Origin of the sequence: Streptomyces rishiriensis (genome assembly GCF_030815485.1) — a bacterium.
In the GTDB taxonomy this organism is placed as follows: Bacteria; Actinomycetota; Actinomycetes; order Streptomycetales; family Streptomycetaceae; genus Streptomyces; species Streptomyces rishiriensis_A.
The window spans coordinates 142,249-168,301 of record NZ_JAUSWV010000002.1; the positions used below are offsets into that span (position 1 = coordinate 142,249).

36 protein-coding genes and 4 pseudogenes are annotated in these 26,053 nt (G+C 68.7%); 20 read left to right on the forward strand and 20 right to left on the reverse strand.

The window, feature by feature from the left end; all coding sequences use genetic code 11:
* The first annotated feature begins 9 nt into the window (after nt 1-9).
* Nucleotides 10-1,068, forward strand: a complete 1,059-nt coding sequence (locus QF030_RS02795; RefSeq protein WP_307161040.1) for a threonine aldolase family protein — start codon at nt 10-12, stop codon at nt 1,066-1,068.
* 92 nt (nt 1,069-1,160) lie between these two features.
* Here QF030_RS02795 and QF030_RS02800 read toward each other — a convergent pair whose 3' ends face one another.
* The 6 genes from QF030_RS02800 to QF030_RS02825 form a co-directional block, all read right to left on the reverse strand.
* Entirely contained in the window at nt 1,161-1,481 is a 321-nt protein-coding gene (locus QF030_RS02800; protein WP_307161041.1) for a DUF6191 domain-containing protein, read from the reverse strand.
* 178 nt (nt 1,482-1,659) lie between these two features.
* The gene (locus QF030_RS02805; RefSeq protein WP_307161042.1) at nt 1,660-2,673 is read right to left on the reverse strand and encodes a zinc-binding dehydrogenase; all 1,014 of its coding nucleotides are present in this window, start codon (nt 2,671-2,673) and stop codon (nt 1,660-1,662) included.
* 46 nt (nt 2,674-2,719) lie between these two features.
* On the reverse strand, nt 2,720-3,085 hold the full coding sequence (locus tag QF030_RS02810) for a MerR family transcriptional regulator (protein WP_307161043.1): 366 nt from the start codon (nt 3,083-3,085) through the stop codon (nt 2,720-2,722).
* A 188-nt stretch (nt 3,086-3,273) separates the two neighbouring features.
* Complete coding sequence (locus QF030_RS02815; protein WP_307161044.1) at nt 3,274-3,828, reverse strand: TIGR03086 family metal-binding protein; 555 nt, start codon at nt 3,826-3,828, stop codon at nt 3,274-3,276.
* Nucleotides 3,825-4,391, reverse strand: a complete 567-nt coding sequence (locus QF030_RS02820) for an SRPBCC family protein (protein ID WP_307161045.1) — start codon at nt 4,389-4,391, stop codon at nt 3,825-3,827. The genes QF030_RS02815 and QF030_RS02820 overlap by 4 nt, the downstream gene beginning before the upstream one ends.
* Nucleotides 4,388-4,750 carry an ArsR/SmtB family transcription factor gene (locus tag QF030_RS02825; protein ID WP_307161046.1) on the reverse strand — a complete coding sequence of 121 codons (363 nt, stop codon included), beginning with the start codon at nt 4,748-4,750 and terminating at the stop codon, nt 4,388-4,390. The genes QF030_RS02820 and QF030_RS02825 overlap by 4 nt, the downstream gene beginning before the upstream one ends.
* A gap of 369 nt (nt 4,751-5,119) precedes the next feature.
* Between QF030_RS02825 and QF030_RS02830 the strand changes: the two genes are divergently transcribed.
* The 5 genes from QF030_RS02830 to QF030_RS02850 all read left to right on the forward strand — a co-directional run bounded on the left by QF030_RS02830 (nt 5,120) and on the right by QF030_RS02850 (nt 7,799).
* The gene (locus tag QF030_RS02830; protein ID WP_307161047.1) at nt 5,120-5,935 is read left to right on the forward strand and encodes an oxidoreductase; all 816 of its coding nucleotides are present in this window, start codon (nt 5,120-5,122) and stop codon (nt 5,933-5,935) included.
* 16 nt (nt 5,936-5,951) lie between these two features.
* Nucleotides 5,952-6,101: a hypothetical protein gene (locus tag QF030_RS02835; protein WP_307161048.1), complete on the forward strand. Its 150-nt coding sequence runs from the start codon at nt 5,952-5,954 to the stop codon at nt 6,099-6,101.
* 216 nt (nt 6,102-6,317) lie between these two features.
* Nucleotides 6,318-6,908 carry a TetR/AcrR family transcriptional regulator gene (locus QF030_RS02840; RefSeq protein ID WP_307161049.1) on the forward strand — a complete coding sequence of 197 codons (591 nt, stop codon included), beginning with the start codon at nt 6,318-6,320 and terminating at the stop codon, nt 6,906-6,908.
* A 268-nt stretch (nt 6,909-7,176) separates the two neighbouring features.
* Nucleotides 7,177-7,416 carry a hypothetical protein gene (locus QF030_RS02845; protein ID WP_307161050.1) on the forward strand — a complete coding sequence of 80 codons (240 nt, stop codon included), beginning with the start codon at nt 7,177-7,179 and terminating at the stop codon, nt 7,414-7,416.
* Nucleotides 7,416-7,799 carry a toxin Doc gene (locus QF030_RS02850; protein WP_307161051.1) on the forward strand — a complete coding sequence of 128 codons (384 nt, stop codon included), beginning with the start codon at nt 7,416-7,418 and terminating at the stop codon, nt 7,797-7,799. Before QF030_RS02845 ends, QF030_RS02850 begins: the two co-directional genes overlap by 1 nt.
* A gap of 190 nt (nt 7,800-7,989) precedes the next feature.
* On the opposite strand, the gene QF030_RS02855 is transcribed toward QF030_RS02850, so the two are convergent.
* Both QF030_RS02855 and QF030_RS02860 read right to left on the reverse strand, forming a co-directional pair.
* Entirely contained in the window at nt 7,990-8,382 is a 393-nt protein-coding gene (locus QF030_RS02855; protein ID WP_307161052.1) for a hypothetical protein, read from the reverse strand.
* Nucleotides 8,383-8,396: 14 nt separating this feature from the next.
* Entirely contained in the window at nt 8,397-9,338 is a 942-nt protein-coding gene (locus tag QF030_RS02860) for an FHA domain-containing protein (protein WP_307161053.1), read from the reverse strand.
* 188 nt (nt 9,339-9,526) lie between these two features.
* Here QF030_RS02860 and QF030_RS02865 point away from each other — a divergent pair, with 188 nt between their 5' ends.
* From QF030_RS02865 to QF030_RS02875, 3 genes are all read left to right on the forward strand, one after another.
* Nucleotides 9,527-9,661: a hypothetical protein gene (locus QF030_RS02865; protein WP_307161054.1), complete on the forward strand. Its 135-nt coding sequence runs from the start codon at nt 9,527-9,529 to the stop codon at nt 9,659-9,661.
* A 208-nt stretch (nt 9,662-9,869) separates the two neighbouring features.
* Nucleotides 9,870-10,259 carry a DUF6153 family protein gene (locus tag QF030_RS02870; protein WP_307161055.1) on the forward strand — a complete coding sequence of 130 codons (390 nt, stop codon included), beginning with the start codon at nt 9,870-9,872 and terminating at the stop codon, nt 10,257-10,259.
* A 118-nt stretch (nt 10,260-10,377) separates the two neighbouring features.
* Entirely contained in the window at nt 10,378-11,004 is a 627-nt protein-coding gene (locus QF030_RS02875; RefSeq protein WP_307161056.1) for a DUF305 domain-containing protein, read from the forward strand.
* Between the two features lie 451 nt (nt 11,005-11,455).
* On the opposite strand, the gene QF030_RS02880 is transcribed toward QF030_RS02875, so the two are convergent.
* Together QF030_RS02880 and QF030_RS02885 are read right to left on the reverse strand one after the other, a co-directional pair.
* Nucleotides 11,456-12,667, reverse strand: coding sequence for an MFS transporter (locus tag QF030_RS02880; RefSeq protein WP_307161057.1), 1,212 nt, complete (start codon nt 12,665-12,667; stop codon nt 11,456-11,458).
* The gene (locus tag QF030_RS02885; protein WP_307161058.1) at nt 12,664-14,055 is read right to left on the reverse strand and encodes an NAD(P)-binding domain-containing protein; all 1,392 of its coding nucleotides are present in this window, start codon (nt 14,053-14,055) and stop codon (nt 12,664-12,666) included. The genes QF030_RS02880 and QF030_RS02885 overlap by 4 nt, the downstream gene beginning before the upstream one ends.
* A 104-nt stretch (nt 14,056-14,159) precedes the next feature.
* Between QF030_RS02885 and QF030_RS02890 the strand changes: the two genes are divergently transcribed.
* Entirely contained in the window at nt 14,160-14,525 is a 366-nt protein-coding gene (locus QF030_RS02890) for an ArsR/SmtB family transcription factor (protein WP_307161059.1), read from the forward strand.
* Nucleotides 14,526-14,563: 38 nt separating this feature from the next.
* On the opposite strand, the gene QF030_RS02895 is transcribed toward QF030_RS02890, so the two are convergent.
* Nucleotides 14,564-14,776 carry an ArsR/SmtB family transcription factor gene (locus tag QF030_RS02895; protein ID WP_307161060.1) on the reverse strand — a complete coding sequence of 71 codons (213 nt, stop codon included), beginning with the start codon at nt 14,774-14,776 and terminating at the stop codon, nt 14,564-14,566.
* On the opposite strand from QF030_RS02895, the gene QF030_RS02900 reads away from it, so the two are divergent.
* From QF030_RS02900 to QF030_RS02910, 3 genes and pseudogenes are all read left to right on the forward strand, one after another.
* Nucleotides 14,766-14,954, forward strand: coding sequence for a hypothetical protein (locus QF030_RS02900; RefSeq protein ID WP_307161061.1), 189 nt, complete (start codon nt 14,766-14,768; stop codon nt 14,952-14,954). The genes QF030_RS02895 and QF030_RS02900 overlap by 11 nt on opposite strands.
* A 36-nt stretch (nt 14,955-14,990) precedes the next feature.
* The gene (locus tag QF030_RS02905) at nt 14,991-15,410 is read left to right on the forward strand and encodes an arsenate reductase ArsC (RefSeq protein ID WP_307161062.1); all 420 of its coding nucleotides are present in this window, start codon (nt 14,991-14,993) and stop codon (nt 15,408-15,410) included.
* A gap of 28 nt (nt 15,411-15,438) precedes the next feature.
* Nucleotides 15,439-15,835 (forward strand): annotated as a pseudogene (locus QF030_RS02910) (NAD(P)/FAD-dependent oxidoreductase); the annotation flags it as partial.
* 44 nt (nt 15,836-15,879) lie between these two features.
* On the opposite strand, the pseudogene QF030_RS02915 reads toward QF030_RS02910, so the two are convergent.
* Together QF030_RS02915 and QF030_RS02920 are read right to left on the reverse strand one after the other, a co-directional pair.
* Nucleotides 15,880-16,128 (reverse strand): annotated as a pseudogene (locus QF030_RS02915) (transposase); the annotation flags it as partial.
* Nucleotides 16,129-16,821: 693 nt separating this feature from the next.
* Nucleotides 16,822-17,673 (reverse strand): SCO6745 family protein, encoded by an 852-nt coding sequence (locus QF030_RS02920; protein ID WP_307161063.1) that lies wholly within the window; start codon nt 17,671-17,673, stop codon nt 16,822-16,824.
* Nucleotides 17,674-17,835: 162 nt separating this feature from the next.
* Here QF030_RS02920 and QF030_RS02925 point away from each other — a divergent pair, with 162 nt between their 5' ends.
* On the forward strand, nt 17,836-18,246 hold the full coding sequence (locus QF030_RS02925) for a hypothetical protein (RefSeq protein ID WP_307161064.1): 411 nt from the start codon (nt 17,836-17,838) through the stop codon (nt 18,244-18,246).
* Here QF030_RS02925 and QF030_RS02930 read toward each other — a convergent pair.
* Entirely contained in the window at nt 18,192-18,623 is a 432-nt protein-coding gene (locus tag QF030_RS02930) for a winged helix-turn-helix transcriptional regulator (RefSeq protein WP_307161065.1), read from the reverse strand. The two genes, QF030_RS02925 and QF030_RS02930, sit on opposite strands and share 55 nt — an antisense overlap.
* 95 nt (nt 18,624-18,718) lie before the next feature.
* On the opposite strand from QF030_RS02930, the gene QF030_RS02935 reads away from it, so the two are divergent.
* The 3 genes and pseudogenes from QF030_RS02935 (at nt 18,719) to QF030_RS02945 (ending at nt 20,112) form a co-directional block, all read left to right on the forward strand.
* On the forward strand, nt 18,719-19,069 hold the full coding sequence (locus QF030_RS02935; RefSeq protein ID WP_307161066.1) for a DoxX family protein: 351 nt from the start codon (nt 18,719-18,721) through the stop codon (nt 19,067-19,069).
* 169 nt (nt 19,070-19,238) lie between these two features.
* Nucleotides 19,239-20,036, forward strand: a pseudogene (locus QF030_RS02940) (IS701 family transposase); the annotation flags it as partial.
* Entirely contained in the window at nt 19,987-20,112 is a 126-nt protein-coding gene (locus tag QF030_RS02945) for a hypothetical protein (RefSeq protein WP_307167851.1), read from the forward strand. The pseudogene QF030_RS02940 and the gene QF030_RS02945, both read left to right, overlap by 50 nt.
* Before the next feature lie 26 nt (nt 20,113-20,138).
* Here the strand turns inward: QF030_RS02945 and QF030_RS02950 are convergent, their stop codons facing one another.
* From QF030_RS02950 to QF030_RS02960, 3 genes are all read right to left on the reverse strand, one after another.
* Nucleotides 20,139-21,095, reverse strand: coding sequence for a 5'-nucleotidase (locus tag QF030_RS02950; RefSeq protein WP_307161067.1), 957 nt, complete (start codon nt 21,093-21,095; stop codon nt 20,139-20,141).
* Between the two features lie 54 nt (nt 21,096-21,149).
* Nucleotides 21,150-21,305: a hypothetical protein gene (locus tag QF030_RS02955; RefSeq protein WP_307161068.1), complete on the reverse strand. Its 156-nt coding sequence runs from the start codon at nt 21,303-21,305 to the stop codon at nt 21,150-21,152.
* Nucleotides 21,306-21,391: 86 nt separating this feature from the next.
* Nucleotides 21,392-21,985: a TetR/AcrR family transcriptional regulator gene (locus QF030_RS02960; RefSeq protein ID WP_307161069.1), complete on the reverse strand. Its 594-nt coding sequence runs from the start codon at nt 21,983-21,985 to the stop codon at nt 21,392-21,394.
* Nucleotides 21,986-22,078: 93 nt separating this feature from the next.
* On the opposite strand from QF030_RS02960, the gene QF030_RS02965 reads away from it, so the two are divergent.
* Complete coding sequence (locus tag QF030_RS02965) at nt 22,079-22,501, forward strand: nuclear transport factor 2 family protein (RefSeq protein WP_307161070.1); 423 nt, start codon at nt 22,079-22,081, stop codon at nt 22,499-22,501.
* Nucleotides 22,501-23,355: an NmrA family NAD(P)-binding protein gene (locus tag QF030_RS02970; RefSeq protein ID WP_307161071.1), complete on the forward strand. Its 855-nt coding sequence runs from the start codon at nt 22,501-22,503 to the stop codon at nt 23,353-23,355. The genes QF030_RS02965 and QF030_RS02970 overlap by 1 nt, the downstream gene beginning before the upstream one ends.
* A 119-nt stretch (nt 23,356-23,474) precedes the next feature.
* Here QF030_RS02970 and QF030_RS02975 read toward each other — a convergent pair whose 3' ends face one another.
* Both QF030_RS02975 and QF030_RS02980 read right to left on the reverse strand, forming a co-directional pair.
* Nucleotides 23,475-24,371: an SCO6745 family protein gene (locus QF030_RS02975; protein WP_307161072.1), complete on the reverse strand. Its 897-nt coding sequence runs from the start codon at nt 24,369-24,371 to the stop codon at nt 23,475-23,477.
* 33 nt (nt 24,372-24,404) lie between these two features.
* Complete coding sequence (locus QF030_RS02980; RefSeq protein ID WP_307161073.1) at nt 24,405-24,938, reverse strand: YbhB/YbcL family Raf kinase inhibitor-like protein; 534 nt, start codon at nt 24,936-24,938, stop codon at nt 24,405-24,407.
* Nucleotides 24,939-25,047: 109 nt separating this feature from the next.
* On the opposite strand from QF030_RS02980, the gene QF030_RS02985 reads away from it, so the two are divergent.
* Nucleotides 25,048-25,740, forward strand: coding sequence for a GntR family transcriptional regulator (locus QF030_RS02985; protein ID WP_307161074.1), 693 nt, complete (start codon nt 25,048-25,050; stop codon nt 25,738-25,740).
* 9 nt (nt 25,741-25,749) lie between these two features.
* Here the strand turns inward: QF030_RS02985 and QF030_RS02990 are convergent.
* Nucleotides 25,750-25,878: pseudogene (locus QF030_RS02990) on the reverse strand (IS5/IS1182 family transposase); the annotation flags it as partial.
* Between the last annotated feature and the right edge of the window lie 175 nt (nt 25,879-26,053).

Genomic DNA, 26,053 nt, shown 5'->3' on the forward strand with positions numbered 1-26,053 from the left:
CCCCTGCGCATGAGCGTCACCGCCACCGCCACGCCCCAGCGGATATTCACCAGCGACAACACCGCCGGGGCCTCGCCCGAGATCGTGCAGGCCGTCACCTCCGCGGCTGTCGGCCAGGATCTGCCCTACGGCGCCGACCGGTTCACCGCCGGCGCCGGCGCGCGCTTCGCGGAGATCTTCGAACGAGACGTCGACGTCCTGCCCGTCTCCACCGGGTCCGCGGCCAACGCCCTGAGCCTGGCCGCCCTCACCCCTCCCTGGGGCAGCGTGCTGTGCCACCGCGACAGCCACATCAACACCGACGAATGCGGCGCCCCGGAGTTCTTCACGGGCGGGGCCAAGCTTGTTCCCCTGGCCGGCGACGACGCCCGGATCGACCCCGACCAGCTGCGCGCGGCCGCGATGCGGAAGGTCGGTGACGTGCACAGCGTGCAGCCCTCCGTGCTCAGCATCACCCAGGCCACCGAGACCGGCGCCCTCTACACCCCCGACGAGATCCGCGATCTGGCCCGCATCGCCAAGGACGCAGGTCTGCGCGTCCACATGGACGGAGCGCGCTTCGCCAACGCCGTCGCCGCCCTGGGCTGCACTCCAGCCGAGCTGACTTGGCAGGCCGGCATCGACGTCCTGTCCTTCGGAGCGACCAAGAACGGCGCCATGACCGCCGACGCCATCGTCGTCTTCGACCGAGCCCTCACCCCGCAACTGTCCTTCAGGGCCAAACGTGCCGGCCAGCTCACCTCCAAGATGCGCTTCCAGACCGCCCAGCTCGACGCCTACCTCACCGACGGCCTGTGGCTGCGCAACGCCGCCCACGCCAACACGATGGCCGAACGACTGGGCACCGGTCTCAAAGCCATTCCCGGCGCCGATCTCCTGCACGCCGTCGAGGCCAACATCCTCTTCTGCCGCCTGCCCCAGCCGGTCATCGACCAGCTCCTGGCAGAAGGATTCGCCTTCTACCACGACCGCTGGGAGCCGGGTGTCTGCCGCTTCGTCGCCTCCTTCTCCACCACCGAGCACGACGTCGACGCTCTCCTTGAGGCCGTACACCGCCTCGCCATCTGACCCCTGGCTGGGCGGAGGTGCCCAGGTCCTCAGCTGACATCCCATGGGCGGCTGAGCGTGTTCTTTGAAGTCTGACCGTGCTGGGTGGCCTTTTACTGGTCGGCCTGCGGCATCCGGACGACCGCCGTCCCTGCCTCCAGGTCTACCGTTGTCCGGTTCGGTGGTGCCCCGTCTTCCTCGTCGTCCGGCAACACCAGTGCCGACTGCCGCTCCTTGAGCTCGTTCTGCTTTCCGGGTGAGAAGCTCGCGTGGAGCTGCTCGAACCCGGTCGCCGATATCTGGCCCTGCCGGGCGCTGTTCCGCCATGGCAGCAGTCCGGCCCGCCCGGCACGGAGAAGCAGCTGATCTGCGAAGGCCACGGCGGTCAGCAGGATGACCAGTCCGGGCAAGGTCATGAAGACGGCGAATCCCATGTCCTCAGTATCCGGACCAGGAGGCCATGCCGACAGATCAGCCGGTAGGGCCAACTCGAAACGCTCGGTCATGCGCGATGCCCGGTGGGATGCGTTCTCTGTGGCGTCACACTTCGTTGTACGAGGCGCAACTGCCCCTCGGCTGACAGCTGGGCACTGCGGGGAGTCACGATCGTTCCTAGCGCCAGGGATCGAGGGCGTGCTTGCCGCGGGTCTGACCGGTTTGGAGTTGCTGCAGCACTGCCGGCCCCTCGGCCAGGGGGTGAACCTGTGGGGTGCCGGGCGGGTACACGCCTCGGGTGATGAGTGCCTCTATCTCGACGAGCAACGACTCGTAGAGGGACGGGGCTGCGTCCGCCAGTGCGCCGATGTGAAGGCCCTTGACCTGCACATGGTGGGTGAAGATCAGATCGTGTGTGGTCAAAGTGGCGTTGCCAGAAGAGGCGCCGAACACGACGACGCGTCCTGTGAAGGGTTTGGTGACCGACAGGCTGACCTCGAACGTGGCCTGTCCCACCGATTCCAGGACCAGGTCGACACCGCCGGTCAGGCGGGTGATCTCCTCAGCCAGATCGGGGCGTGCGCTGTCCAGGACTGCGTCGGCGCCAAGAGCTCTGACGGTGTCGTGCTTGGTCGGTGACGCCGTGGCGATCACGCGGGCACCGTAGTGGCGTGCGAGGCGGACAGCGGCCTGGCCCACGCCTCCGGCCGCGGCATGAACGAGCACCGCGTCACCAGCCCTGATCTCGCCCAACGGCTTCAGTGCCGCCAAGGCGGTGGCCCAGTTCAGCACGAGGCCGAGGGCCTCGGCGTCGCTCCAGCCCGAGGGCACGGGGAGTGCACCTGCGGCCGGCATCGTCATGTACTGCGCAAAGGCGCCCGGGCCGGCTCCAACGACGTGGGTGCCGAGCTGAAGCGGGCTCTCGACGTCCGGACCGACGCCCACGATCTCGCCCGCGGCTTCGAAGCCCGCCACGTAGGGCGCCTGCGGGCCTCCTCCGTAAATGCCGCGGGTCTGCATGACGTCAGCGAAGTTGACCCCGGCGGCACCTACGCGAATCAGGTACTCACCGGGCCCCGGGGTGGGTCGACGCAGATCGGCCGTGAGGGTCAAATCCTCCGGTCCCCGGTGCGACCGCTGGACCAGTGCTCGTACCGTCTGCTCAGCTCCGTGCTGCTCCTTGATCTCCATGCACGAAACGTAGGAGTCTCACACTTGTGTCAAGGTCAAACGGCGGTCATGGACCAGTGCGACGGGCCTCTCGTAAGTAGGCATCCAGTGCCGTCTGCTGATCGCTGAGAACGGCGATACGTGCAGCGAGCCGATCGCGATAGCTCTGCACCTCGTGCAGGAACTCCGCGCACACGACATCCGTACCGACAACAGGTCCGTCAGCGAGGCGGGGCAGAACTTCCCTGATCAACCGCACGGGCAGTCCGGACTCCAACAGCGTGCGGATGACGTGCACCCGGTCGATAGTGGACGGGCAGTAGTCGCGGAACCCATTGCTGCACCGACCCGGGACGATCAAGCCCTCATCCTCGTAGTGCCGCAACGATCGCGCGCTCACGCCGCTGACCCTGGAAGCCTCGCTGATCTTCATACCCGAGGCAACGTCCGGGCGCACCGTGATCTTCCAGCGCTCATCGCCACGACGAAATGAAGACCGGCGTCAACAACCTCATGTCCCGCACCATCTGGCCTGTTCCGCCCAGAGGGGCGCCGGGGCGCCGTCGAACTGCCGAGGTACCACGCCAGCTGAACTCGATCCGGCGGTCCGGGGCTCGTCGCTCAGGGTGTGCGCCCGATGAAGGCGAGCAGGCGCGTCTGCACGTCGGCGCTCTCTGGAATCTCGACCTTGGGTCCGTACTGCCCGCTTTTGCGGAGCACGTCGTCGAGCGGCAGCATCCCGTCGAGCAACCGGGCACACCTGACGGGGTCGAGGGTCTCCTCCTGGCCACTGGCCCGCGCCAGGTCCCACGTGTGCATGAAGACGTCGGCCGTATAGAAGCGGTCGACCGCCTGGTCGAGGGGAACCTTGCCGATGTGGGGGTTCGACAGGACCTTGCCCGAGGTGGCCGGGTCGTCGAGGAGCGCCTGCACCCCGTCGCAGTGAACCGTCCAGGCCGCGACCGGATCGTCGTCGACCGAGGGCCCCTGGGGAAGTTCGACGCCGGCGCCCGACTTCAGGAAGGCCGGGAACCATTCGACGAGGTGGCGCACCACGTCCCGGGCGACCCAGCCTTCACACGGCGCCGGGTTGTCCCATGCCGTCGGGCTCACGCCGCGCACGCGCTCCGTGAAGGCTCCTGCGATGATTCGGTGTTCGTCGGCTGCGCTCGTCATGGGTTCAGGCCCTTCCCGTCGGTCCGAAGCTGCTCTGCCGAGTTGGTGCTGTGGTCGCCCTTGCCGCCCTCACGGCCCGCGAGCAGTTCGTCGAGCCGCTCGTATCCCTGGCGTAGGCCGTCCTGCATGCCGCTCTTGATGATCGCGTCGCGGGCCTCGACGGTCTCCATGACCGATGTCGTGGTGACGCGGGTCCGGCCGCCGAGGCTTTCGAAGACGGCCTTCTCCAGGCTGACGCTGTCCGGGAAACCGTCGTAGGCGAAGGTCTGCACGATGCGTTCCTGGGGGCGCACCTCGTGGAACACACCGCGGAAGCCGTACTCGGTGCCGTCGTCCTCGAGATGTACGTAGCGGTACGCGCCGCCGCTGCGGGCGTCGTACTCGTCGATCCGCATGGTGAGCCGACGAGGGCCGAGCCACTGGACGACGAGGTCGGGGTCGGTGTAGGCCGTGAACACACGGTCCAGCGAGGCGTTGAACTCGCGGGTGATGACAATGGTCGGCAGCGCCGGGTCGGCCTCGATCCTCGTCTCGAGCCGGCCGTCGGCCTCTGTGGTGCTCATGATGCTTCCTCCCTGGGCAGGTTGTCATGCGCGGGCCGTTCCTCCATCTGCTCGAGCACGGCGTCCAGTCGACGGAAGCGGTCCTCCGCCTCGCGGCGGTACCGCTCGATCCACTTCGTCATCAGGTCGAACACCTCACCTTCGAGGTGACAGGGCCGCCGCTGGGCGTCCCTGGTGCGGCTGACGAGGCCGGCATCCTCCAGGACCTTGATGTGCTTCGACACGGCCTGGACGGTCACGTCATAGGGCTCGGCCAGTTCGTTCACCGTGGCGTCGCCGTCGGCCAGCCTCGCGACGATGTCGCGCCGCGTCGGGTCGGCCAGCGCGGAGAAAACCCGGGACAGTCGGTCGTCGACCACTCCCACCCTCCATGTTCAACTCCTTGGTTGAATAACCGTACGATCGAGCCCGCCACTTTGTCAACCAATCGGTTGAGTAAGCGTGGGGCGCCCGGCCGATCAGGCCCCATATGTTTCCCGTCGGCGAAGTCCGCGATCCTCCATCGCGCGCCGACACCCTTAACCCCGCTGCCCGTTGGGGTCTCTCCGCGATGCGCGTCGAGCCTCGAACCGGGCCCGGGCGGAGCCACGCTTCCCGTACTGGCACCCCACCACCCCCGGCTCCTTCTCGAATCACCAGACGCGACCACTTGCCATCGTCCGACGGGCACCATATTGTCGTACGAACGTAAGGCATACGGACGTACTTCAAAACCAAGGGAGCTCGTGATGGCGACAACTCGGCCGGTGGCACTCGTGACAGGTGCATCCACCGGAATCGGAAAGGCGGCCGCCCTCGCGCTCGTCGCAGCAGGTTTCGAGACGGTGGGAACGAGCCGGAAGACGTCGGCAGCCGACCGTCGCGACGGCGTGACGTTCCTCGCCCTCGACGTGGGCAGCGACGATTCGGTCGCTGCCGCGGTCGACCAAGTGATCGAGCGGTTCGGGCGGATCGACGTCCTGGTCAACAATGCGGGCATCGGCTCCTCGGGCGCCGCCGAGGAGAACTCTCTCGCGCAGGCCCAGCACCTCTTCAACATCAACGTCTTCGGTGTGATGCGCATGACCAAGGCCGTTCTCCCGCACATGCGCGCCCGGGGAAGCGGGCGCATCATCAACATCTCGTCCGTCCTCGGGTTCCTCCCCGCGCCCTACATGGCCACCTACTCGGCGTCCAAGCACGCCCTCGAGGGGTACACCGAGTCCCTGGACCACGAGATCCGCGCATACGGGGTCCGGGCCCTCATCGTCCAGCCGGGCGGTACCAAATCCTCGTTCGAGGCGAACACCGTCGCACCCGACATGCCCTTGCAGATCTATGCGGAGCAGCGGCGCATCGCCGACCAGGTGGCGTTGGCCGTCAACGAGGACGGCGACGACCCCGCCATCGTCGCGAAGGCGATCGTCGCGGCCGCCACCGACTCCAAGCCGCGGGTGCGGTACACCGCCGGCCGGAGCGCCCGGCTCCTCAGCGCGGCGCACCGCATCCTTCCCGCCGGGGTCTTCGACGGACAGGTCCGCAAGAGCAACAAGCTTCCCCGCTGAGATCTGCACTGGTCGTATGAACGTCAGAAGACCACCGACCGACCGGAACCCGAAACTGCGGCGCACCGCGGGCTCGACGGCCGCCGGCATCAGCGTGTTCCACCGCGTCCTTCCGGCCCGGGTCTTCGACCGCATCGTCCGCAGGTTCAACCGGATGCCGAACTGACGCCCGTCTTCGCGTCGCCGAACCCGCCCGAGAATGACGGCGCGTCTTCGACGAGGTGATCGCGGATGCGGTGATGGGCGTGCCCTCACTGACGAACGCCTCACGCTTGCTCGCCCGTCGCCGCTGCCGACTCTTTGGATTACGTTTGCAATACAATAGACTGACTGAGTCGGTGAAGGGCAACCGGTCCTTCCGGCCGGCGAAGGAGTGTGTGGCGTGGTGCGGTACGGAAGAGAGCACAAGTCGGAGACCAGGCGGCGGATCATCGAGACGGCGGGCCGCCGGTTCAAGCAGGACGGGATCGACGGCTCCGGGGTCTCCACGCTCATGAAGGACGCGGGTCTGACCAATGGCGCCTTCTACGCTCACTTCGCGTCCAAGGACGACCTCGTCACCACGGCAATCGCCGACCAGTTGAAGGTGCAGGCCGAGAGTGTCGTCGCGCTGGCCGAGCCCGGCCGTGCCGGACTCGAGCAGATAGTGCGGGGATACCTTTCGCCCCAGCACCGCGAAAGCCTTGGTGACGGCTGTCCCAACGCCGCTCTGCTCGACGAGATCGGGCGCTGCACCGAGACGACCAGGCAGGCGTACACCGACGGTGTGCTGATCCTCGTCGAGGGCATTGCCGCCCGTATGGCGCCCGAGGCCCCCTCCTCCGCACGTGTGAAGGCACTCAGCCTCCTCGGCATGATGGCCGGGACCCTGCAGCTCTCCCGCGCCCTGACCGACCGGCAGCTCTCCGATGAACTACTCGAACAGGGCATCCGCAACGCCCTCGCACTACTGGACGTCGAGCAGCACAACTGAGACGCGATCCGCGTACCGGTCAGAAGCTGGTCCGGTCGAACACGGTCGGCGACTCCCTCCGTGGGTGCGGGGCGGGCGACGAGAACCGGCACCCTCGACAACCGCATCCCCGTCACTCTCGGCGCCGGCCACCCGCCGGGTGTTCGAGCTGTAACCCGGTCAGGGGCGCCGGGGCAGGAGAGCAGGAACGGATGCTGGGGAGAGGAACGGTGCGACCTCACACTGATGCGGTCGCACCGGAAGGTACCAAGTAGGTACCATGCTCAGCATGCCATCACTGAATGTGCCCTTCACTGAGGAAGAAATGGAAGGCGTGCGCGCGGCTGCGGCAGCCGAGGGCAAGAGCCTCAAGCAGTACCTGCACGATCTCGGTGTCCGGGAGATGCAGCGCAAACGGTTCGTGTCCGGCGCCGCCTCGTGGGCGGACAAGCTGCGTGGTGAGTTCGACGAGGCGTTCCCGGACGAAGTTCCCGTGTCCCAGCGCGACCGAGGGACCGACGCCGCCTGATGAGCGAAATCCTGTACATCGACGTCTCCTGGCTCCTGGATGTCCAAGACCTCGCTCTTGGCCACGACGACGTGTCGGTCACCGATTACTCGGCCCTTGTAGCGGCTGTCGCGCGCCACAAGACCCGCATGCCGACTCTCGCCACGTCCAACCCCGACGTCGCATGGCGCGCGGCCGCGCTCCTGCACACCATCGTGCGTCTCGAACCACTCCCCCACCGCAACAGCCTCTTCGCCGCGTTCGTCACACATCAGTACATGGACCAGTCCGGGGAAGGAGTCGACCCTCCCTACGGCGCCCTGTCCGACCTGATCAGAAAAGTCCGCGAGACCCGACTGACCATCTACGACATCGCAGACGTGCTCCGCTCCTGGCGGATCTGATGGGCTCTCCCCCTGGGTGTGTCGGCATGAGGGTGACGTGGCTCCTCGTCACTCGCTGAGCCGGTGAGGTGCGCGAAGTGCGCGCTTCCCGCGGCGTGGCGGGTTCGGGCGGGTTCGGGTGCCTCCCCGGACAACCGGGGACGGACGTCCGTTCGCTTGTGCCAAAGTGAGAGCAGAGCAGTCCTCCCCATCAGCCTGCGATCGCCCGCAAGATCGGCTGGCCGAGTGCGCCGAGCCAGCCCGCGAGCGCTCCGAGCGGCCCGATCAGCCCGGTGCCGGCCGTGGCCAGCGCGCCCGCCGAGGACAGCAGCCGGGTGATCCGGCCGAGCCGGCCCGCCACTGCCTCCCGGTCCGGCTCCGGCCGTGCGACCTCCTCGTCCAGCGAGTCCAGCTCGGCCCGCACCTCGGGCTCGATTGCTGGCGGCAACGCCGTCTGCCCGATCGACGCCCTCAGGTCCCGTACCAGGCCGCGCACCTCCTGCCCGCCCGCCGTGAAGTCGGCCGACTGGCCACCGTGAAGGGTCTGGTTCCCGGCCACGTTGTTGACCACGCCGCCCTGCTGATTGCCGATGTTGAAGGCCATGGCTCTCCATCTCCTCACCGCTGCTGCCAGGACGCCTGCCGCTCGGCGTCCTCGAAGCGGCGGCGCCGGGACGTCGTCACGATGTGCAGAACGATCCCGATGACCATCAGAACCGTCCCGATGGCCGCCATCGCGAACCCGACCGCCCCTACCGGCACCCCGGCCACCTTCGGTCCGAGCAGCTCCGGGGAGGAGTCGAAGCCCGAACTCCCCGACGAAACATCGTCGTTGGTCCTGGCAATGAACCGAATGATCACCCAGCCGTAGATCCCGCTTCCGACCAGAAAGAGCAGGAAGCCGAGCATGATCAGGTGTCGCGCCCTGGTACGGGTCGCGGCGATCTCCTTGAAAAAGCTCTCGCGCTGAGCCTGCTGAACGTAGTTGTACTGGTCCCCGGCGACGTTGCTCAGCCGGTCGGCCTGCTGCGCCCCGATGTCGAACCGCCGCTCGCCGCCGGGCGGCGTACGGCCGGCCTCGCGCGGTGCCGAGCGCCCCGGCGGCCCGGAGGGTGGCGGCCCTGCGGCGCGAGCGCCGTAAGGCGTAGGTCCGGGCTCAGAGGCGGGGCCCCAGCCCGGCATGGTGTCCGAGGTGGCGCCGCCTCCGGGCATCGGGGCCTGAACGGTCCGGTCGGCCGGGTCCAGCTCTTCGTAATGCACCTCTAAGGGCCCAAAATCCAGCACGTCGCCCGAGTGCAGCACCTGCTGCCCGAGCACCGGGTGACCGTTCAGCATGGTGCCGTTGGTGGAGGCCAGATCCTCGACGGTGGTCCGGCCCGAGGCCCGCCACACCACCGCGTGCCGTCGGCTGACGCCCGGATCGCCCACCTGGAGCTGGCAGTCGGAGTCCCGCCCGACCAGCATCGGCTGGTCGTCGAGGACGAAGACCCGGCCGCGCAGCCGGTCCGGGTGGTCGACCACGAGGTGCGGTAGGTCGCGCTCTCGCGGAGGCGGGTCCATGGCACGACCTCCTGCCTTGGCGAAGCATCCAGTACCGGGCGAAAATACTTCGGTCGCCTGTTCTGGTGATCCTCACCTTCCAGTAAAGGCCCATCGGCCCCGCCCTGCCACAGCACCCCGGACGGCCGAAAGCGGTGCGTTCGACCGCCGCCCCCCTCGGCCCGCAGACCTCGACTGGGACACCGTTCATGCACAGCGCCGCGGAGGAGATCCGGGCCGGCCGTCTCACCTCCGACCGCGCCGCCCACCACATCACCGCCACAGTGCTCGCCGCCTTCACGCCACCAGGCAAGCAGGTACCCGAGACCGGGGGCGTGGCGTAGCACCGACGTGGCGTAACACCGACAGCCCACGACGAAGAGTTCGCCACGGGCGGGGCCGCAGGTGGCCGAGGCGGGGCGGCATGGGCGCATCGGGCCTGCTCAGCATGTGGGATGTCATGGCGATGAGTCCGTGTCCTCCAGCAGGCCGGGCGTGCGCGCGGGTCCCCCAACGTCACGCTGTCGCGGGTGTATCCGTACGATGACGGGCATGACCAGCAGCACCCGATCGAGCCGCCGCCCCGCTGGGCCGCTGTTCGCGTTGCTGCTGCTGACCGTGCTGGCCGGGGTCCTGGGCATGCACGCGCTGGCTCCCGGCGGAGCGCCGGCATCCGAACACGCCATGACCATGGCCCATGCTTCTGCCACGGTGCAGGCGAGCGCGGCGTGCTCGCACACCGACGGCGGCTCCGGGCACCTCTCACACGCGGACGGCACGTGTGCGGCGGCGGGTATCGGCTCCCCATACGCGCCGCCTGCGCCGGCCGGCGCTCTGCCCGACTTCCTGGCCGCGGCCGGTGTTTCGATCGCCCCGTCGGCGTCGGTCGTGCAGGGACGGGCGCCGCCTGATCTTTCCGAACTGCAACTCCTGCGGATATAGGGCGGCCCGCACGGCACTCCCACATGCCCTGTCCGGGGCGGGTGCCGTCTTCGGCCTGTTCTCTTCCCCCTGATTCCGCGCGCCCCGAGACGGGCGCACGTGAAGGAGTTGCACCACTATGATCCGCAAGCGTTCCCTGATCCGCCGCGGCGCCGCCGTGGCCGTCGCCGGCACGGCCGCTCTCGTCCTGGCCTCATGCGGCGGCAGTGGCGACAGCGCGGCCGGGCACAACGGCCACACCGCGACCTCGGCGTCCGCTTCGGCCTCCGCCTCGCAGGGCCGGCACAACGCCGCCGACACCGCCTTCGCCCAGGGGATGATCCCCCACCACCGCCAGGCGGTGGAGATGGCCGACCTCGCCCCGTCCCGCGCCAAGTCGGCCGAGGTGAAGAAGCTCGCCGAGCAGATCAAGAAGGCCCAGGGCCCGGAGATCAAGGCCCTGTCCGGGTGGCTGACCTCCTGGGGCGAGGAAGTGCCCGCCGAGGGCGCCATGGACCACTCCGCTCACGGCACGGGCGGGATGATGACGGCCGAGGAGATGGACCGGCTGGCGAAGGCATCCGGTACGGCGTTCGACACCGCCTTCATGGAGATGATGATCAAGCATCACGAAGGCGCGGTGACGATGGCGAAGACGGAGAAGGCAGAAGGCTCCTTCCCCGGCGCGAAGACGATGGCCGACGCCATCGTCACCTCGCAGACCGCCGAGATCACCCAGATGAACGACCTCCTCGGCAAGAGCTGACCCACTCCGGCAGTGGGGGGTGTGTGTGCCTGCGTGGCCCACACTCCCCCACTGCTTGTCATGCTCCTCCACTTCCCTGAAATATTGATCGGCTGCGGCAAGGGCCACGCCGTCGTCCACGCCTACCAGTGACCTCTCACCCAGCAAGCGCACGCCCGGGCGGCACCTGCAGGTCCACCCGGGCGCGTTTGCGCTGCGGCGCGTCATCTGGCGATGTCCGCCGACCGGCCGGCTCGGGGTACAGGTTCAGTGCGGCGGGAAGCTACGTTGGCGTCGGCGGCGGCGCCGGTGGCGGGTCACGACCGCGGCTTGAAGCCGAGGGGCCGCCGCGGTGAGCAGGACCAGCAGGGCGGCGGCCAGCGCCAGGAAGTCGGCGACCGGCCCGAGCCAGCCGACCGAGGCGGTGACGTGGAGGATGAGGGTCAGCTTGCGCAGCCGCGGCGGAACGGCCTCACGGCGTGTGCCCGGAGGTGACCAGAGCGGCGATTCCGGCGATGAGTGCCAGCAGTCCGAACATCTGTGGGTAGCCGCCCAGTGGTGCGGCCAGTGCGGCGCCGGCGAAGGGGGCAAGGGCGGAGGCTGCCGTGGTGGGGGCGGCGAGGAGTCCGGACAGGCGGCCGTAGTGGGTGGTGCCCCAGCGGTCGGTGATAGCGGTGGCCTGGAGGAGGGTGAGGTTGCCGCGGACCATCCCGGCCGCGACGGACAGGGCGACCAGCAGGCCATATGGGCCGGGCACCAGCGCGAGGGCGGCTGTGGTGAGCGACCCGAGCGCGATGAGCGCGACTGTGCGGCCTGTTGTCCCGGTGCGGCGGGCGAGGGTGGCGTACAGGGTACGGCCGAGGGTCTGTCCGGCGCCGCCGAGACCCAGTGCCCAGGCGGCCTCGGTGGTGGTGAAGCCACGCTCGAGCAGGAGCGGGACCAGCGCGACGACGACGGCGGAGACAGCGAACGCGGAAAGGGTCAGGGCGGCGGCCAGCATCCGGAACGGGCGGCTGCGGGCGACCGTGTTCGCTCCGCCGGTGGCGTGGGCGGGGACCGGTGGTGCCTTCGGCCAGGGTGCGTTGAGTGCGAGAGCGTGGGCGGGGATGGTGACGGCGGCGAGCACCAGGGCGAGGACGGCGTAGGTCGCGCGCCAGGACAAGTGGTTGGCGAGTGCCGCGGTCACCGGGGCGAAGATCGTGGAGGCCAGGCCGCCGGCCAGGGTGACGATGGTGAGGGCGCGGACGTGGTCGGGGGACCACCAGCGGGTGAGCGCGGCGAAGGCGGGCTGGTAGAAGGTCGCGGCCATCGACAGGCCGGCGAGCAGCCAGCCGGCCACGAAGACCGGCAAATTGGGGGCTGCGGCCACGATGAGGATGCTCAGCACGGCGAAAATGGAGCCGACGGTCATCACGGTCCGCGGGCCGCGGTGGTCGATGATGCGGCCGACGCGTATCCCGGCGATGGCGGAGACGAGTAGCGCGGCGGAGAACGCGGCCGTGGTCGCCCCGACCGGCCAGCCGGTGTGGGCGGTGATCTGCGGGTTCAGCACGGGGAACGCGTAGTAGACGATGCCCCAGCTGGTGATCTGGGTGGCGCACAGCGCCAGGAGGGCGGCGCGGGGCCGCGACCGGTCCCCGGTTCCGGTCGCGGCCCCGCGTTCAGGGGTGTTGAGGTCGGTCACGAGCCGCAGCAGTCGCCCGCCGACCCCTCCTCGGCAACCACGGCAGCGGGCGCGCCGACGCCGATCTGCACGAGCGTAGGCGCCGGAGCGCAGCAGCCGCCTGTGTCGGCCTGCCCGGCAGCCGGGTCGTCGAAGAGGCCGGCGCCGCCGCACACTCCGGTCTCGGGGAGGGTGAGCTCGACTCGGTCGGCGGACTCGAGGTCGCCTGCGATCGCCGCGGTGACGGAGCGGACCTGCTCGTAGCCGGTCATGGCGAGGAAGGTAGGGGCGCGGCCGTAGGACTTCATGCCGACCAGGTAGACGCCGGCTTCCGGGTGGGACAGCTCCTGGTGGCCGTGCGGGTAGACGGTGCCGCAGGAGTGCTGGTTGGGGTCGATCAGCGGGGCCAGCTCGGTGGGTGCCTGGAGCCGTTCGTCCAGGCCGAGGCGGATTTCGGAGAGGAAGGACAGGTCCGGGCGGAAGCCGGTCAGCACGATGACTTCGTCGACCGGGTCGAGGCGACGGCCGTCCTCACCGGCCAGCACCAGGCGGCCCTCGCCATCGCGCTGGATAGATTCGGTGCGGAATCCGGTGACCGCGTCCGCGTAGCCGTTGTCGACGGCCGCCTTCGCGGCGAGCCCGAGGGCGCCGCGGGCGGGCAGCTGGTCGGCTTCGCCGCCACCGAACGTGGAGCCCGAGAGGCCCCGGCGCAGAATCCACACCGCGTGCGTGCCCGGCTCGTCCTTGGCGACGTCGGCGAGGGTGGCCAGCGCGGTGAAGGCGGAGGCTCCGGAGCCGATGACGGCGGTGCGCTTGCCTGCGTACCGGGCCCGGATCACCGGGTCCTCGAGGTCGGGTACGCGGTAGCTGACGCGGTCGGCGGCCGCGTTCTCTCCGAGGGCGGCAAGGCCGCTGGCGCCGGCCGGGCTGGGTGTGGTCCAGGTGCCGGATGCGTCGATGACGGCCCGGGCGAAGACGCGCTCTTCGCCGTCGGCGGTGGTGAAGTGGACGACGAAGGGCTGGGTTTCGCGGTCGGCGTCGACGATGCGGTCGCGTCCGGTGCGGGAGACGCCGGTGACGGTGGCGCCCACGCGGACATGGTCACCCAGGACGTCGGCGAGACGCTGGAGGTAGAGCTCTGCCCAGTCCCCGCCGGACGGGTAGGCGGTGGCGTCGGGCTTGGTCCAGCCGGTGGGGGCGAGCAGCTTCTCCGCGGCCGGGTCGGTGAGCTCGCCCCAGGTGGAGAACAGCCTGACGTGGGACCACTCGCGTACCGCGGAGGCTGCGGCCGGTCCGGCTTCCAGGACCAGTGGTTCGATGCCGCGCTCGACAAGGTGGGCGGCGGCTGCGAGGCCTGCCGGGCCGGCGCCGATGACGACGACCGGCAGGTCCGCAGTGGTGGTGGTCATGGTGATCGTCCTCCGGGTGCGCGCGGCCCGGCCCGGGCCACTGTTTCGATCGCTGTCGATATCCCGACCTTGCCACCCGTATCGATGAGTGTCAACATAGACGCATGTCGAAGTCAGAGGTTGTCGAACTGCCGGTCCTGGACACCGGAACTGTGGTGCCGTGCTGCCCGCCGATCACCGCGGGGGAACTGTCGCAGGCGGATGCGGAGAAGATGGCCGTGATGTTCAAGGCACTGTCCGACCCGGTGCGGCTGCGGCTGTTCTCCCGGGTCGCCTCGCACCCCGGTGGCGAGGCGTGCGTGTGCGACATCTCCGACGTCGGCGTCTCCCAGCCGACTGTCTCCCACCACCTGAAGAAGCTGCGCGAAGCCGGCCTGCTCACCTCCGAGCGGCGCGGGACCTGGGTCTATTACCAGGTCGCGCCGTCCGCGGTGGCCGCGATGTCAGCCATGCTCGACCTGCGCACCTGACCGATCGCGGCGTCAGCAGCGTCAGCAGTCGCGGGTCATCAGGCGCAGCCCGGCGGGCAGCAGCGCGCCAGGTACTGCTGAAGTGCGCCGAGCCTTTCGGCCGTGGTGGCGCCGTCGCCGCGGTAGAAGACCCGCTTGTCCTCTTTTCGCGAGAGGACCAGGCCGCCGCGGCGCAGCAGGCTGAGGTGTTCCGAGGCGGTCGACGGCTTCAGTGCGCACCGCTCGGCTATCTCGCCGACGGTGAGTTCCACGCCGTCGGCGAACTGCCGCGCCCCCTTAAAGGTCAGGGACAGGCCCCGTCATGCCCGCCGCCGCTACCTGAACTGGCCCGTCGCCGACCCCGACGGCGCCGCGGTCGCCGTCGTACGGGACATCCGCGACGCGATCGACGCCCGCAACACCGAACTGCTGCCCTCCCTGCCCGCCTGAACCACCCGCTGGTCCATCCTCGTGAAGGAAGAACCCATGTCCACCGCCCCGCTCGCTTCCGTGCTCTTCGTCTGCGTCCACAACGCCGGCCGCTCGCAGATGGCCGCCGGATTCCTCAGCCACCTCGCGGGCGACCGGATCGAGGTTCGCTCCGCCGGCTCGATCCCGGGCGACCAGGTCAACCCGGCCGCCGTCGAGGCGATGCAGGAAGCCGGCGTCGACATCGCCGACGCCAAGCCGAAGGTGCTCACCAGCGAGGCCATCCAGGCGTCCGACTACGTCATCACCATGGGCTGCGGCGACGCCTGCCCGGTCTTCCCCGGCAAGAAGTACCTCGACTGGGCCCTCGAGGACCCGGCGGGCAAGGGTGTCGAGTCGGTGCGCCCCATCCGCGACGAGATCAAGACCCGCATCGAGGCCCTGATCGCGGAGATTGACGCCAAGCAGGAGGCGTGAGCGCGTGAGCGGTACCAACAGTGACGGCGTGCGCGATGTCGTCATCATCGGCTCGGTCCCGCCGGATACACCGCCGCCCTCTACACCGCCCGCGCCGAACTCAAGCCGCTCGTCTTCGGCGGCGCGATCTTCGTGGGTGGTGCGCTGACTGGACGACCGAGGCCGAGAACTTCCCCACACTTCCGAGGGCATCGACGGCCCGGTCCTCATGGAGAACATGCGGGTTCAGGCGATGCGCTTCGGCGCGGAGATGGTCGACGACGATGTCGTCGAGGTCGACCTGACCGGGGACATCAAGACCGTCACCGTCACCGACACCGCCGACACCCGTGCACTGGGCGAAGGCCGCCGTTGTCGCCACCGGTTCCGGGTACCGCAAGCTGGGCCTGCCAGGGGACGACAAGCTCTCCGGGCGGGGCGTGTCACCGTATCCGGCGTCCGCGACCACCAGGGGAACGTCGACGCCTCATGACCGGGCCTCGTCGATCATGTCCAGGGCCAGCTGCAACTTCTCCACATGACCGGCCTGGGCGGGGATCCCGCAGCGGCCGCGGCGGGCGATCTTGTCCGCATCGGCCTCCGGCGAGGCGGGATCCCAAGATGCGGGCAGGTACAGCCGCCAGTTGACAGCCGCGGAGGCACGCTCATTGGCCAGGTGCAGGGAGACGCCCGCCTGGCATTTGGTGACCTTGCCCGCGGCGCCGGTGTACTGCCGCGACTGGTCACCGCTGCCACGTTGGGCCCCTACCTGGACCTTTGACACTCCTGAGGCACGACGGTAGGAAGTCGACAACGCAGGCGTCACGCTTCGTTCCCGGCGCAGCCGGGCAGCGTCTGATTCCGCCATCCTGCATACCAACCCCCATCCCTCCGAGCGTCAGGTCTTCGTACGGCGGGCGGGTGGAGACGGCCTCTGTTACGCAGAGCGCTCCCACGCGCAGGGCTCATTCACCCGGCCCGCCTGACAAGAGGAGGGGATGGGAGAAGCAGGTTCAGGAACGCACCGCTTGAAGTCCAGGTCTGCCGACACGACGTAGAGACTTTGGCCAGGTCATGGCCAGCACAGCACCAAGGGCCGTACGTGCCAAAACCGAGGCAGACTCTCACCACGGGCGGCTGGCCCTACGGTGCAGGCCCCGACCTGCTCGAATGCGCGTTGTTCAACACGGCCTGGGAGGGATCAGGCTGACGGCGCGGCAAACGGCCGCCGACCGCTCCGGCCCGGGGTGAGGTACAGCGCCTGCGGTGGCTCGGTGAGCAGCGGTGTGCGCCGCAGACTGTGCAGCAAGCCGGACTGTCACGCGCGCAGCAGACCGTCCTCCTCCACCACCTGGCCGACAGCCTCCAGCTGCCCCGCCGTCGGTGTCCTGCGCCTTCTCTGATCATGAAGATCTGTAGCATTTTCTGCGTGTCACTGCGAGCCTGTGGCCATCAGCGTCGCCGTGATGGGTTCCAGCTCGGTGATCAGTTCGTCGAGTTCGGCCGGGGACAAGGCGTCGTAGGGCGGGGTGGCGAGTTCGTCGGTGAGGGTTTCGATGCGTTGTTTGGTCGCGCGGCCCTCGTCGGTGAAGTGGCCGTCGGTGTCGATGAGGCAGCGTTCGCGCATGCCGTCCATGACCGCGGCCAAGCGCTCTTTCGGCAGGTGATGGATGCGCCCGAACGACTCCGGGGGATGGATGCCCTGTTCCAGAGCGGAGAGCACGTGGGCCTCCGTGCCGCCGATGCGCGCGCCGACGAGAGCGGCGATGTGCCCGTCGCCGCGGTGCTCGCGCAGCATGGTCGCGGAATGCCACAGCCGGGCGACGGGGTCGCTGGGCACCTCAAGGGTGCGCATGCCGGCGTACATCACCCGGCCTTCGGCGGGGGCGCTCGTCGCGGCCTTGGTGGTCAGGTCGGCGGCGCGCACCAGACCCGGGGAGTCGGCCAGCTCATCGCCGAGGATGCGCCGTAGGGAGGCCGCGCTGCCCCGCTCCCGCGCGGCGACGGAGGCCTCGGGCGGGATCGTCTCCCAGGCGCTGGGGATGTGCCGTGCGGCTTCCCCGTAGGCGAAGTTGTAGAAGGCTGCATGCACGACGTGAGCTGGCACCTGTCCCAGTGGTGCGGCGCGGCTGGCGAAGTAGCCGTCCCAGTAGGTGCGGTGGCCGAGTGCCGCCAGTTCCTCGTTGCACTCGTCGGCGAGGAAGGTGACCAGGCAGATCGGCTCCAGGAGCTCGAACATGCGACGGGCGATGTGAGTCATCGGATGCGAGCGCGTCTTGCCCATCGGGTTCTCCCTTTGTCAGGTGTGCCGACTTGGACCGTCCGGCACACCGAAACTCATCGGCGATCGAAGAGAAGCAGTGCAGATGAGTGGGCGCCTGCGTAGCTGTGTATGCGGGAGCGGGTTCTGGTCCAACTTCTGGGCTCTGCGCGGATTTTGTGGCGCGTGAAGATCACGAGCAGGTGGGCATGGTCGTCGAGTTCGCCGGTGCCCGCAGAGCGCGTCTCCCGTCACCGGCGCTCCGGCCTGACCACCCCTCTGAAAGACGACGGCCTCATCCTCGCCATGCGGGCCGAGGCCCGCGGAGCGGCACCCCAGGCCGACCCGCGCGCCGGTATCCGCACTATGGGGCTCGACGACTTCCTCACCTGTCGGATCCCCGGCACCGAGGTCCACCTCGGCATGTCCCGGAAACTGTTCGCCGCCTGCAAGCGCCTCCACGAGGAAGACCTCGTTATCGCCCGGCGAAGCCCAGGGCTGCGCGCCGAAAACATCAGCGACCAGGAGTTCAGCTCTATTGGTCAGAAACGGCTCAGGTTCTCATCAACAGGAGGGGCCTTCACGGGGGTCGCCTGATCCGCCTCGATGATCCTGGCCGCCTCGGCTGCTTCCCGGAAGGTGACGACCGCCTCGCCATTCTCCCGTGCCCATGCGGTGAGCATCCTGATGGGCTCCTCCAGGGTTCGCCCGAGATCGGTCAGGCCGTACTCCACGCGCGGCGGCGCCTCGGCGTACGCGTGCCGCTCGACGAGCCCGTTGGCTTGGAGCCGGCGCAACGTCTGGGTCAGTACCTTGCGCGAAATGCCACCGCTCAGCTCGACCAGCTCGCCGTGGCGCAACGGGCCGTCGGTCAGCGCGAAGAGCGTGACCATGGACCACTTGCTGGCGATGATCTCCATGGCCAGGAGAGCGGGACAGTCGGCGAGGAAGGCAATTCCGGGACGCAGGCTCATGCGCCGAAGGTTACCTGGAGGTACCTGGTGGCCGCCTATCGTCGTCGAGGTGTGCACGCCCCTTACTCGCATCTCGCATGATTGAGGTTTCAGCCATGTTCGTCTCTCTTGCCGTCGTCACCGTGTTCATATCGGCGCTTCTCCTGGTATCGGCTGGGGCCAAGTCTCTGCGGACCCGGCACATCACCGAGCAGATGTCCACCCTCGGAGTGCCGCAGAGCATGATGGCGTTCCTGATCGGCGCTCAGATCGCGGGCGCGGCCGGTGCGATCGCCGGACTCTGGTGGGGACCCATCGGAATCGCCGCCGCGATCGGCCTGACGCTCTATTTCGCCGGGGCGGTCGCCTTCCACCTGCGCGTCGGTGACCGCAAGGGCGCGTCTCCGGCGGTGGTCCTCACCATGGCCTCCGTCGCCCTGATCGTGCTGCGTGCTGCCACCCTCTGACAGCGGACAGCCGGTCTGACGCCGGCCTTGATCGTGCTGAGTGAGGTCGGTCTCCTCTGAGGGCAGCCACCGTTGATCATCGTGAGTTGTGTCGACAATCGAAGATCAGCCGGTGGCCGTGGGCCACAGCGTAAACCTTGCCCGGTGGCAATCTGTATTCGATGGCCTGATGGGCAAGGTGGCGGGCCGGTTCGCCCGGGTGGAACCGCGCCGCCGGACGAGGGTGTTCGTGCTGGGGCTGCTCGTGGACCTGCCGAGGAAGAACTGCTGGACGATCGCCGAGCACGCCGGTGACGCCAGTCCGGCCGGCATGCAGCACTTTCTCAGCCGGGCCCGCTGGGATGCCGACGAAGTCCGCGACGAGATACGGGACTTCGTAGTCGAGCACCTCGGAGACGAGGGCGCCGTACTGGTTGTTGACGAGACCGGGGACCTGAAGAAGGGCACCGCGAGCGTCGGGATCCAGCGCCAGTACACCGGAACCGCGGGCCGGATCGAGAACTCCCAGGTCGCCGTATACCTCGTCTACGCGAGTGCGGCCGGGCACGCCGCCATCGACCGCCGCCTCTACATCCCGCGCTCCTGGACCCAGGACCCCGATCGGTGCCGCGCGGCAGGCGTCCCCGACGACCTGACGTTCGCGACCAAGCCCGCACTGGCCACCGAGATGATCGCCCGAGCTCTTGATGCCGGCGTCCCCGCGGCGTGGGTCACCGGCGACGAGGTCTACGGCGGCGATCCGCACCTGAGCGCCGAGCTGGAGAGGCGCCAGATCGGTTACGTCCTGGCCGTCTCACGCAAGCGACCCATCGCCACCCGCGCGGGCGTCTTCCGGGCCGGCCAACTCGCCTACGGCCTGCCGAAGAAGGCCTGGCAGCGGCTCTCGGCGGGCACCGGCGCCAAGGGCCACCGCTTCTATGACTGGGGCCAGCCCCCAGGAGCCGGAGTTCGACCCGGAAGGCGACGAGGGTCTCCTCGAAGCGGCGACGCCGGAGACGTATCTGGCCGTCAGCCGCTACGACGTGCCCCCGATCCGCGCTTAACGAGCTCGTTAGGCCGCCATCGCTCATCAATGCGCTTCGTCGGGCGCCGAACGGTCCGGTTCGTTTATCTTTCCGAAGGGGATGTGCACGCTGGGCGTGCTGCGGGCGGTGCCGGTCAGGTGGCCGACCTGATCGTCGAAGAAGATGTGGGGCTTGAGGACCTCCATGACCGTGCTCTTGTCTATGCCGCCCAGGAAGAAGGCGTCGTTGACGGTTACGCCCCAGTTCTTCAGGCTGCGCACCGGTCGTTCGTGAGCGGGTGCGTCGCGGGCGGTGACGAGGGAAACGTGGACACGAATCTTGTAGTGGGCGTCTTCTGCTCGTTGTTCTTCTTCGCGTCGCTGGAGGCGGTTGACGCCTGCTAGGAAGTCGCGCAGGGGGCCTGGGTCGTGCGGGGCGGCGGCGTTCGTCGTCTCGTGGCAGCGGAAGCGCTCGATGCCGCCAACCTGGTAGACCTGTTCTGAGGCGTCGTCGGCAAGGACTCCGTCGAAGTCGAAGGCGATCCGCAGATCCTGGTCATCGCCCTCGTCTGCCACCGCTGGGCCGAGCACGCGGCCGGCGGGTAGCCCGAGTGCGACGGCCTCGCGGACATCGTCCTCGTTCGCAGACAGGAACAGGGACATGGTCAGGGCTGGCATGAAGCGGTAGGGCGAGCGGCCCTGCATAAAGATGGCCCGGCTGATCGGCAAACCGTAGGACTGAATGGACCGCATGACCCGCAGTCCGGTGTCGGGATCATTGCGGGACAGGATGATGACCTCCACCAGAGGGTCATCGGGTGAGAGGTCGTTCAGGGAAAGCAGTCTGCGAATGAAGGGAAAGGCGACTCCTTTGTCCAGCGTGTCGTTCAGGTGCTCCTCCTGGTAAGCACGGTAGGCCTCCTCTCCCTGATCGCGGAATACGGCATCCGCCTCCGCTAGGTCGAACAGTGCACTGGAGGCGATACCGACGACCAGCCGGTTCTTGAGTTCGTAGACGGCCACTGCGTCCTCCCCTGTACTAGGGCCTGTCTCCTCGATGAAGACACTGGCTGTCTGTCAGTCGAACATGCCTGCGTGGGGGCCTGGTTCACCAGTCATCGGGTCGAGGCCCGCGTGGAAGCGGCGTTCCTGTTCCTCGTGATGGACGAAGATGCCCACTCGTCCCCATAGAGAGTGGTCGCTCAGCAGGCACGCGTCGAATTCAGCAGTCATGAGGCGCCGCAGGAACGGAACCAGTTCCGGAGCGCGCTATGGCGTGAACGCCTTCACTGGTGGCATCCGACGTCGGTCCAGGGTGTTCAGTCCAGTGGTACACGGGCTTCCAGGACTCTGGCGGTGAAGGCCGCCAGGTGAATCCGCATCTGCTCACGAGTCATCCGCTGTTGGCCGACGAGGTGTTCGACGAGGTCGGCGCGGGTGGCGGCAAGCAGAGCATGCGCAGTGAAATCGCTGTCGGCAAGCCCGGGAATCTGCTCCAGTGCGGCCTGGAGTGTGCTGTGCCACCGCTCGTAGTGTTCCGCCGCGTAGGGGCTGTCGCCGCCGGTTCCCTCCAGTGCCAGGGCAAGGTGGCGGTTGTCGATCTTGAAGCACAGCACGGCGTCGAGGAGGGCGGGTACACGCTCCAGTGGCGGGGTGGCGGGCCCCAGAGGTGGTGGCCCCTCTTCGGCGGCGAGCCTGATCGGTGCGAGCCGCATCTCGTAGAGCGTGTGGATCAGGCCGGTGCGGTCACGGAAACCGCGGAAGAGCGTTGCCTTGCCGACGCCGGCCGCTGCCGCGATGTCCGCCATGGTGACCGCCTCAGGGCTCTCGCAACGGGCGAAGAGCGTGTCGGCAGCCGCGAGGACGGCCTCCCGGTTGCGAGTGGCGTCCGCGCGTGGCTTGCGTTCGGGCATGCGGTTCCTCCGATTGCAAAGCGGACCCTTAGTCCGTATCGTCGAACGCATGAAACGGACTCAGAGTCCGTATCGTACGGGACGGAGCACCCCATGAGCACGAACACCGCACCGGTGGACCTGTACCGCCACGGCCTGCAGATGCTGCTGGACAAGGACATATCCGCCTGGGTCGACCTGTGGGACGAGAACGGGATCTTAGAGTTTCCCTTCGCGCCGGAAGGCTGGCCAAAGCGGCTGGAGGGCAAGGCGGCGGTCGCCGAGTACATGCGCGACTACCCCGACCACATAGACCTTCACGACTTCCCCTACGTGGAGATCCATCAGACCATCGCCCCCGAGACCATCGTGGTCGAAATGCGCGGTGTGGGCCGTCTGGTGGACACTGACAGCCCCTTCGACATGTCCTACATCGCCGTGGTCACCGTCAGGAGCGGCCTCATCGCCCACTACCGCGACTACTGGAACCCGCTCGCCGTCCAGAACCCCGCCACCCACTTCGCCGGGAACAACTGATGAACAAATCCCAGGAGTTCGCCCTGGTCATCGGGGCCACCGGCACCACCGGCAGCCGCGTCGCCGCCCAACTGGCCGCCGTAGGCCGGCGCGTCAAGGCCGCCAGCCGACGCGCCACCCCCGTCGGCGGGGCCTGTCCCGTGCGGTTCGACTGGGACGACCCCGCGTCCTTCGAGGGCGCACTCGAAGGCGCGGACCGGGTCTATCTCATTCCGCCGCTCGGCTCTCCGGACCCGGCAGCCGTCATGCTGCCCTTCCTCCAGCAGGCCCGCGCCGCAGGAGTCCACCGCGCTGTCCTGCTCAGCTCGTCGGCGATCCCCGCCGGGGGCCCTGCCGTGGGACAGGTTCACCAGGCCCTGCCCGGCCTGTTCACCCAGTGGGCGGTCCTGCGGCCCTCGTGGTTCATGCAGAACTTCACCGGTGACCATGCGCACGCCCGGACCATTCGAGCGGACGGGACCATCCGAACGGCAGCCGGCGAAGGCCGCGTCGGGTTCGTCGACGCCGACGACATCGCCGCCGTCGCCGTGCATGCGCTGACCGAGGCGCAGGCTCCGAAGACCGACCTGATCATCACTGGGCCCCAAGCGCTGAGCTACGGCGACATCGCCGCCGTCCTCACCCAGGTCACCGGCCGGACCATCACCCACCGTCGGCTGACCTACGAGCAGATGCGCGACCGCCTGGCGGCCGACATGCCCGCCGAGTTCGCCGCGATGCTCGCCGGCATGGACCACGCCATCGCCGAAGGCGCCGAGGACCGCACCACCGACACTGTGCAACGCCTCACTGGCCGCCCGCCGCGCAGCTTCCGCGCTTTTGCGGAACGGGAGATACACCGAATCCGGAGCTGACATCCCCGGTTCAAACCTGCGTGACCAAGTTCAGACTAGGTCCTGTCCGGGCGAAAACGAGTCCGGGTTCGACGGGGGTCTGGCGGCCGGCAATAGATCTTGCTCGCGCAAAGGACCATTTATGCGAGACCAGACCGACCACGAACAGCCTGAAACGTCCCCGCTGCGGTGAATGCGTTGGTGATCGGCGCGATGAGCGAGGCGAAGCGGCGGGCACCTGCATTGCCGATCGGCGCCCACAGCGCGGCGCAGTACTCGTCTGTTTCCACTTCGATGCGCTCGCGTGCCGCACTGCCGGCGTCGGTGACAACGCCATGGGAGTCGAGCCAGCCGCGCGCGACGAGGCGTGCCGTCGCCGCGCTCCACTCCTCGTCGTCCCACTGACGGGTCGCTCGCGCGAGAGCTGTCGGGAGGCGGCCGGTCGCAGTGTGCAGAACGAGGCAGTCGCACGGCCCGAGGCCGTTGTCTGCGAGTACGACGAGATGGGCGTCGCCGCGCCACTCGCGAGCCACCGTGATCTGCTGCCACAGTGCGACGAGAGGATCGGGAGGAAGCGCGACCGAGGCGTTCGCGGCGGCCAGCACCTTGCCGGCGTAGTCGGCACCGGCGACGACCGGGTCGATCAGCGAGCGCGCCTCGGCAAGGTGGTCGTCCGTGAGTTGTACGTTGACGCGTCGCATCGCCCGTCCGGCGGCCACGAAGCGGGCGGCCTGCCACCGCTCGGGCGGCGCAGCGTCCCATACGCCCGCCATGGCCCGCACTGCCCGCGGGCTGAAGTTGTAAAAGGCCGCGAGCGTGACCTGCCACGGAACCGCGCCCATCGCGGCCGACCGGAAGGCCAGATACGCCGGCCCGCGGTCGGTCACGCCGAGCTCGGCCGCCTCCTCGGCGGTCTCGGGGGCAAGGTAGATGAACAGGTGAGCGGCGCTGACGGCACGGCTGACGTCACGGACGGCGTTGAGGTCCATCGGACCGCCGCCGGTGCGGGCGTCGTCGGGAAGGGTGTCGAGGTGCATGGCGGTGGTGCCTCCGGGTGTCGGGCGGTGCTGTCAGGCGGGTGTTTCGGCGGTGGCGATCAACACCGCGCGGCCGAGGATGTGACCGGCCATGGTGAAGCCGAGGACGGCCGGTGTGGCGTCGGCCGGGACGCCTGTGACGGGGATGTCGAGGGCGTGCACCACGACGACGTAGCGGTGCGGCCCGTGTCCGGCCGGCGGGGCGGCGCCGGTGTAGCGGGCCACGCGGGCATCGTTGGGCAACTGGTAGGCACCCTCGGGCAGCTGTGAGCCGGTGTCGTCGCCGGCGCCCTCGGGGAGCTCGGTGACGGTGGCGGGGATGTCGGCGACCGCCCAGTGCCAGAACCCGGAGCCGGTGGGGGCGTCGGGGTCGTAGACGGTGACGGCGTAGCTCTTGGTGCCCTCCGGGGCGCCGCTCCAGGACAGCTGCGGGGATGTGTCCTTCCCGCCGGGCAGGCAGGAGGAGTGCTGCTCGGGCGGCCAGGCGGCGCCGTTGGTGACGGTGGTGCTGGTGACGGTGAACGAGGCCGCCTGGGGGAGGCGGGCGAAAGGGTCGTTGGCAGGCACAGCGGTCATTCCTTTCCGGACGAGGACGCCCTGATCGGCTACTAAATCGACGGTAACACGAATAATCGATTATTCGAGGGATCGTCTATCAACCGTCTAGGATGGGCCCATGAGTCAGACGGCGCACTCCCCGACCCCGCCGGGGAAGCAGATGCTCTCCGAGCAGGTCTACGCACACCTGCGGGACGCGATCATGCGCGGGGACCACTCCCCTGGCGCCCCCCTCAAGCCGCAGGATCTTGCCAAGGAGCAGGGCGTGAGCCTGGCCGTGGTGCGCGAGGCGCTCGTGCGGGTGGTCGGCGAGGGGCTCGCCGACCGGCTGCCCAATCGCGGTTTCGCAGTCCCGTCCTTCTCCGACCGCCGCTGGCAGGAGATCGCGGAAGCCCGCCGGACCGTCGAACCGGTCGTACTGCGTATGTCCATCGAGCGCGGCGACGTCGAATGGGAGGCCCGTGTGCGGGCCGCCCACCATCGTCTGGTTCGCACTCCGGCGTACGTGCCGGAGGAGGGCGAGTACTACACCGGCGCTTGGGCCGAGGCTCACAGGGCCTTCCACCGCACGTTGCTGGAGGGGTGTGGCAATCGCGTGCTGCTGGAGACCTTCGACCGGTTGTGGACCGCGAGTGAGCTGGCCCGCCGTTGGTCGGCACACCGCAACCCCGACCGGGACGGCGCCAGGGAACACCGCAGGCTGGAGGAGGCGGTGCTGGCCCGCGACGCCGACACAGCAGCCGCGGTTCTGGTCCAGCACCTCACCTTGACCGCGGCTGCTCTGACCGACGATTCAGGTCAGGCCACCTAAGACGTTGTCCTACGTGGTGAGCCGGAGGAGGCGCTTGTAGCAGCACAGGGCCGCAGCCAGGCCGAGAAAGGCCAGGTAGTCGCGTGGATCGCGTTCGTAGCGGGGGGTGAGCCTGCGGTAGCGGGACAGCCATGAGAGATCAGGAACCGGCGGTGGGCCGCCGACTTCGATATGCCGAAGCACGGCGGCAGAGCCCGCCAGGCGCTAGATGATCGCCGCGAGCGGCGACGTACCCCGCCCCATGAACAGACCAGCGAATGATCACCACATAGGACACCGTCTAAAGGCGTGTTGCAGAATGCTGAGAAGCGGG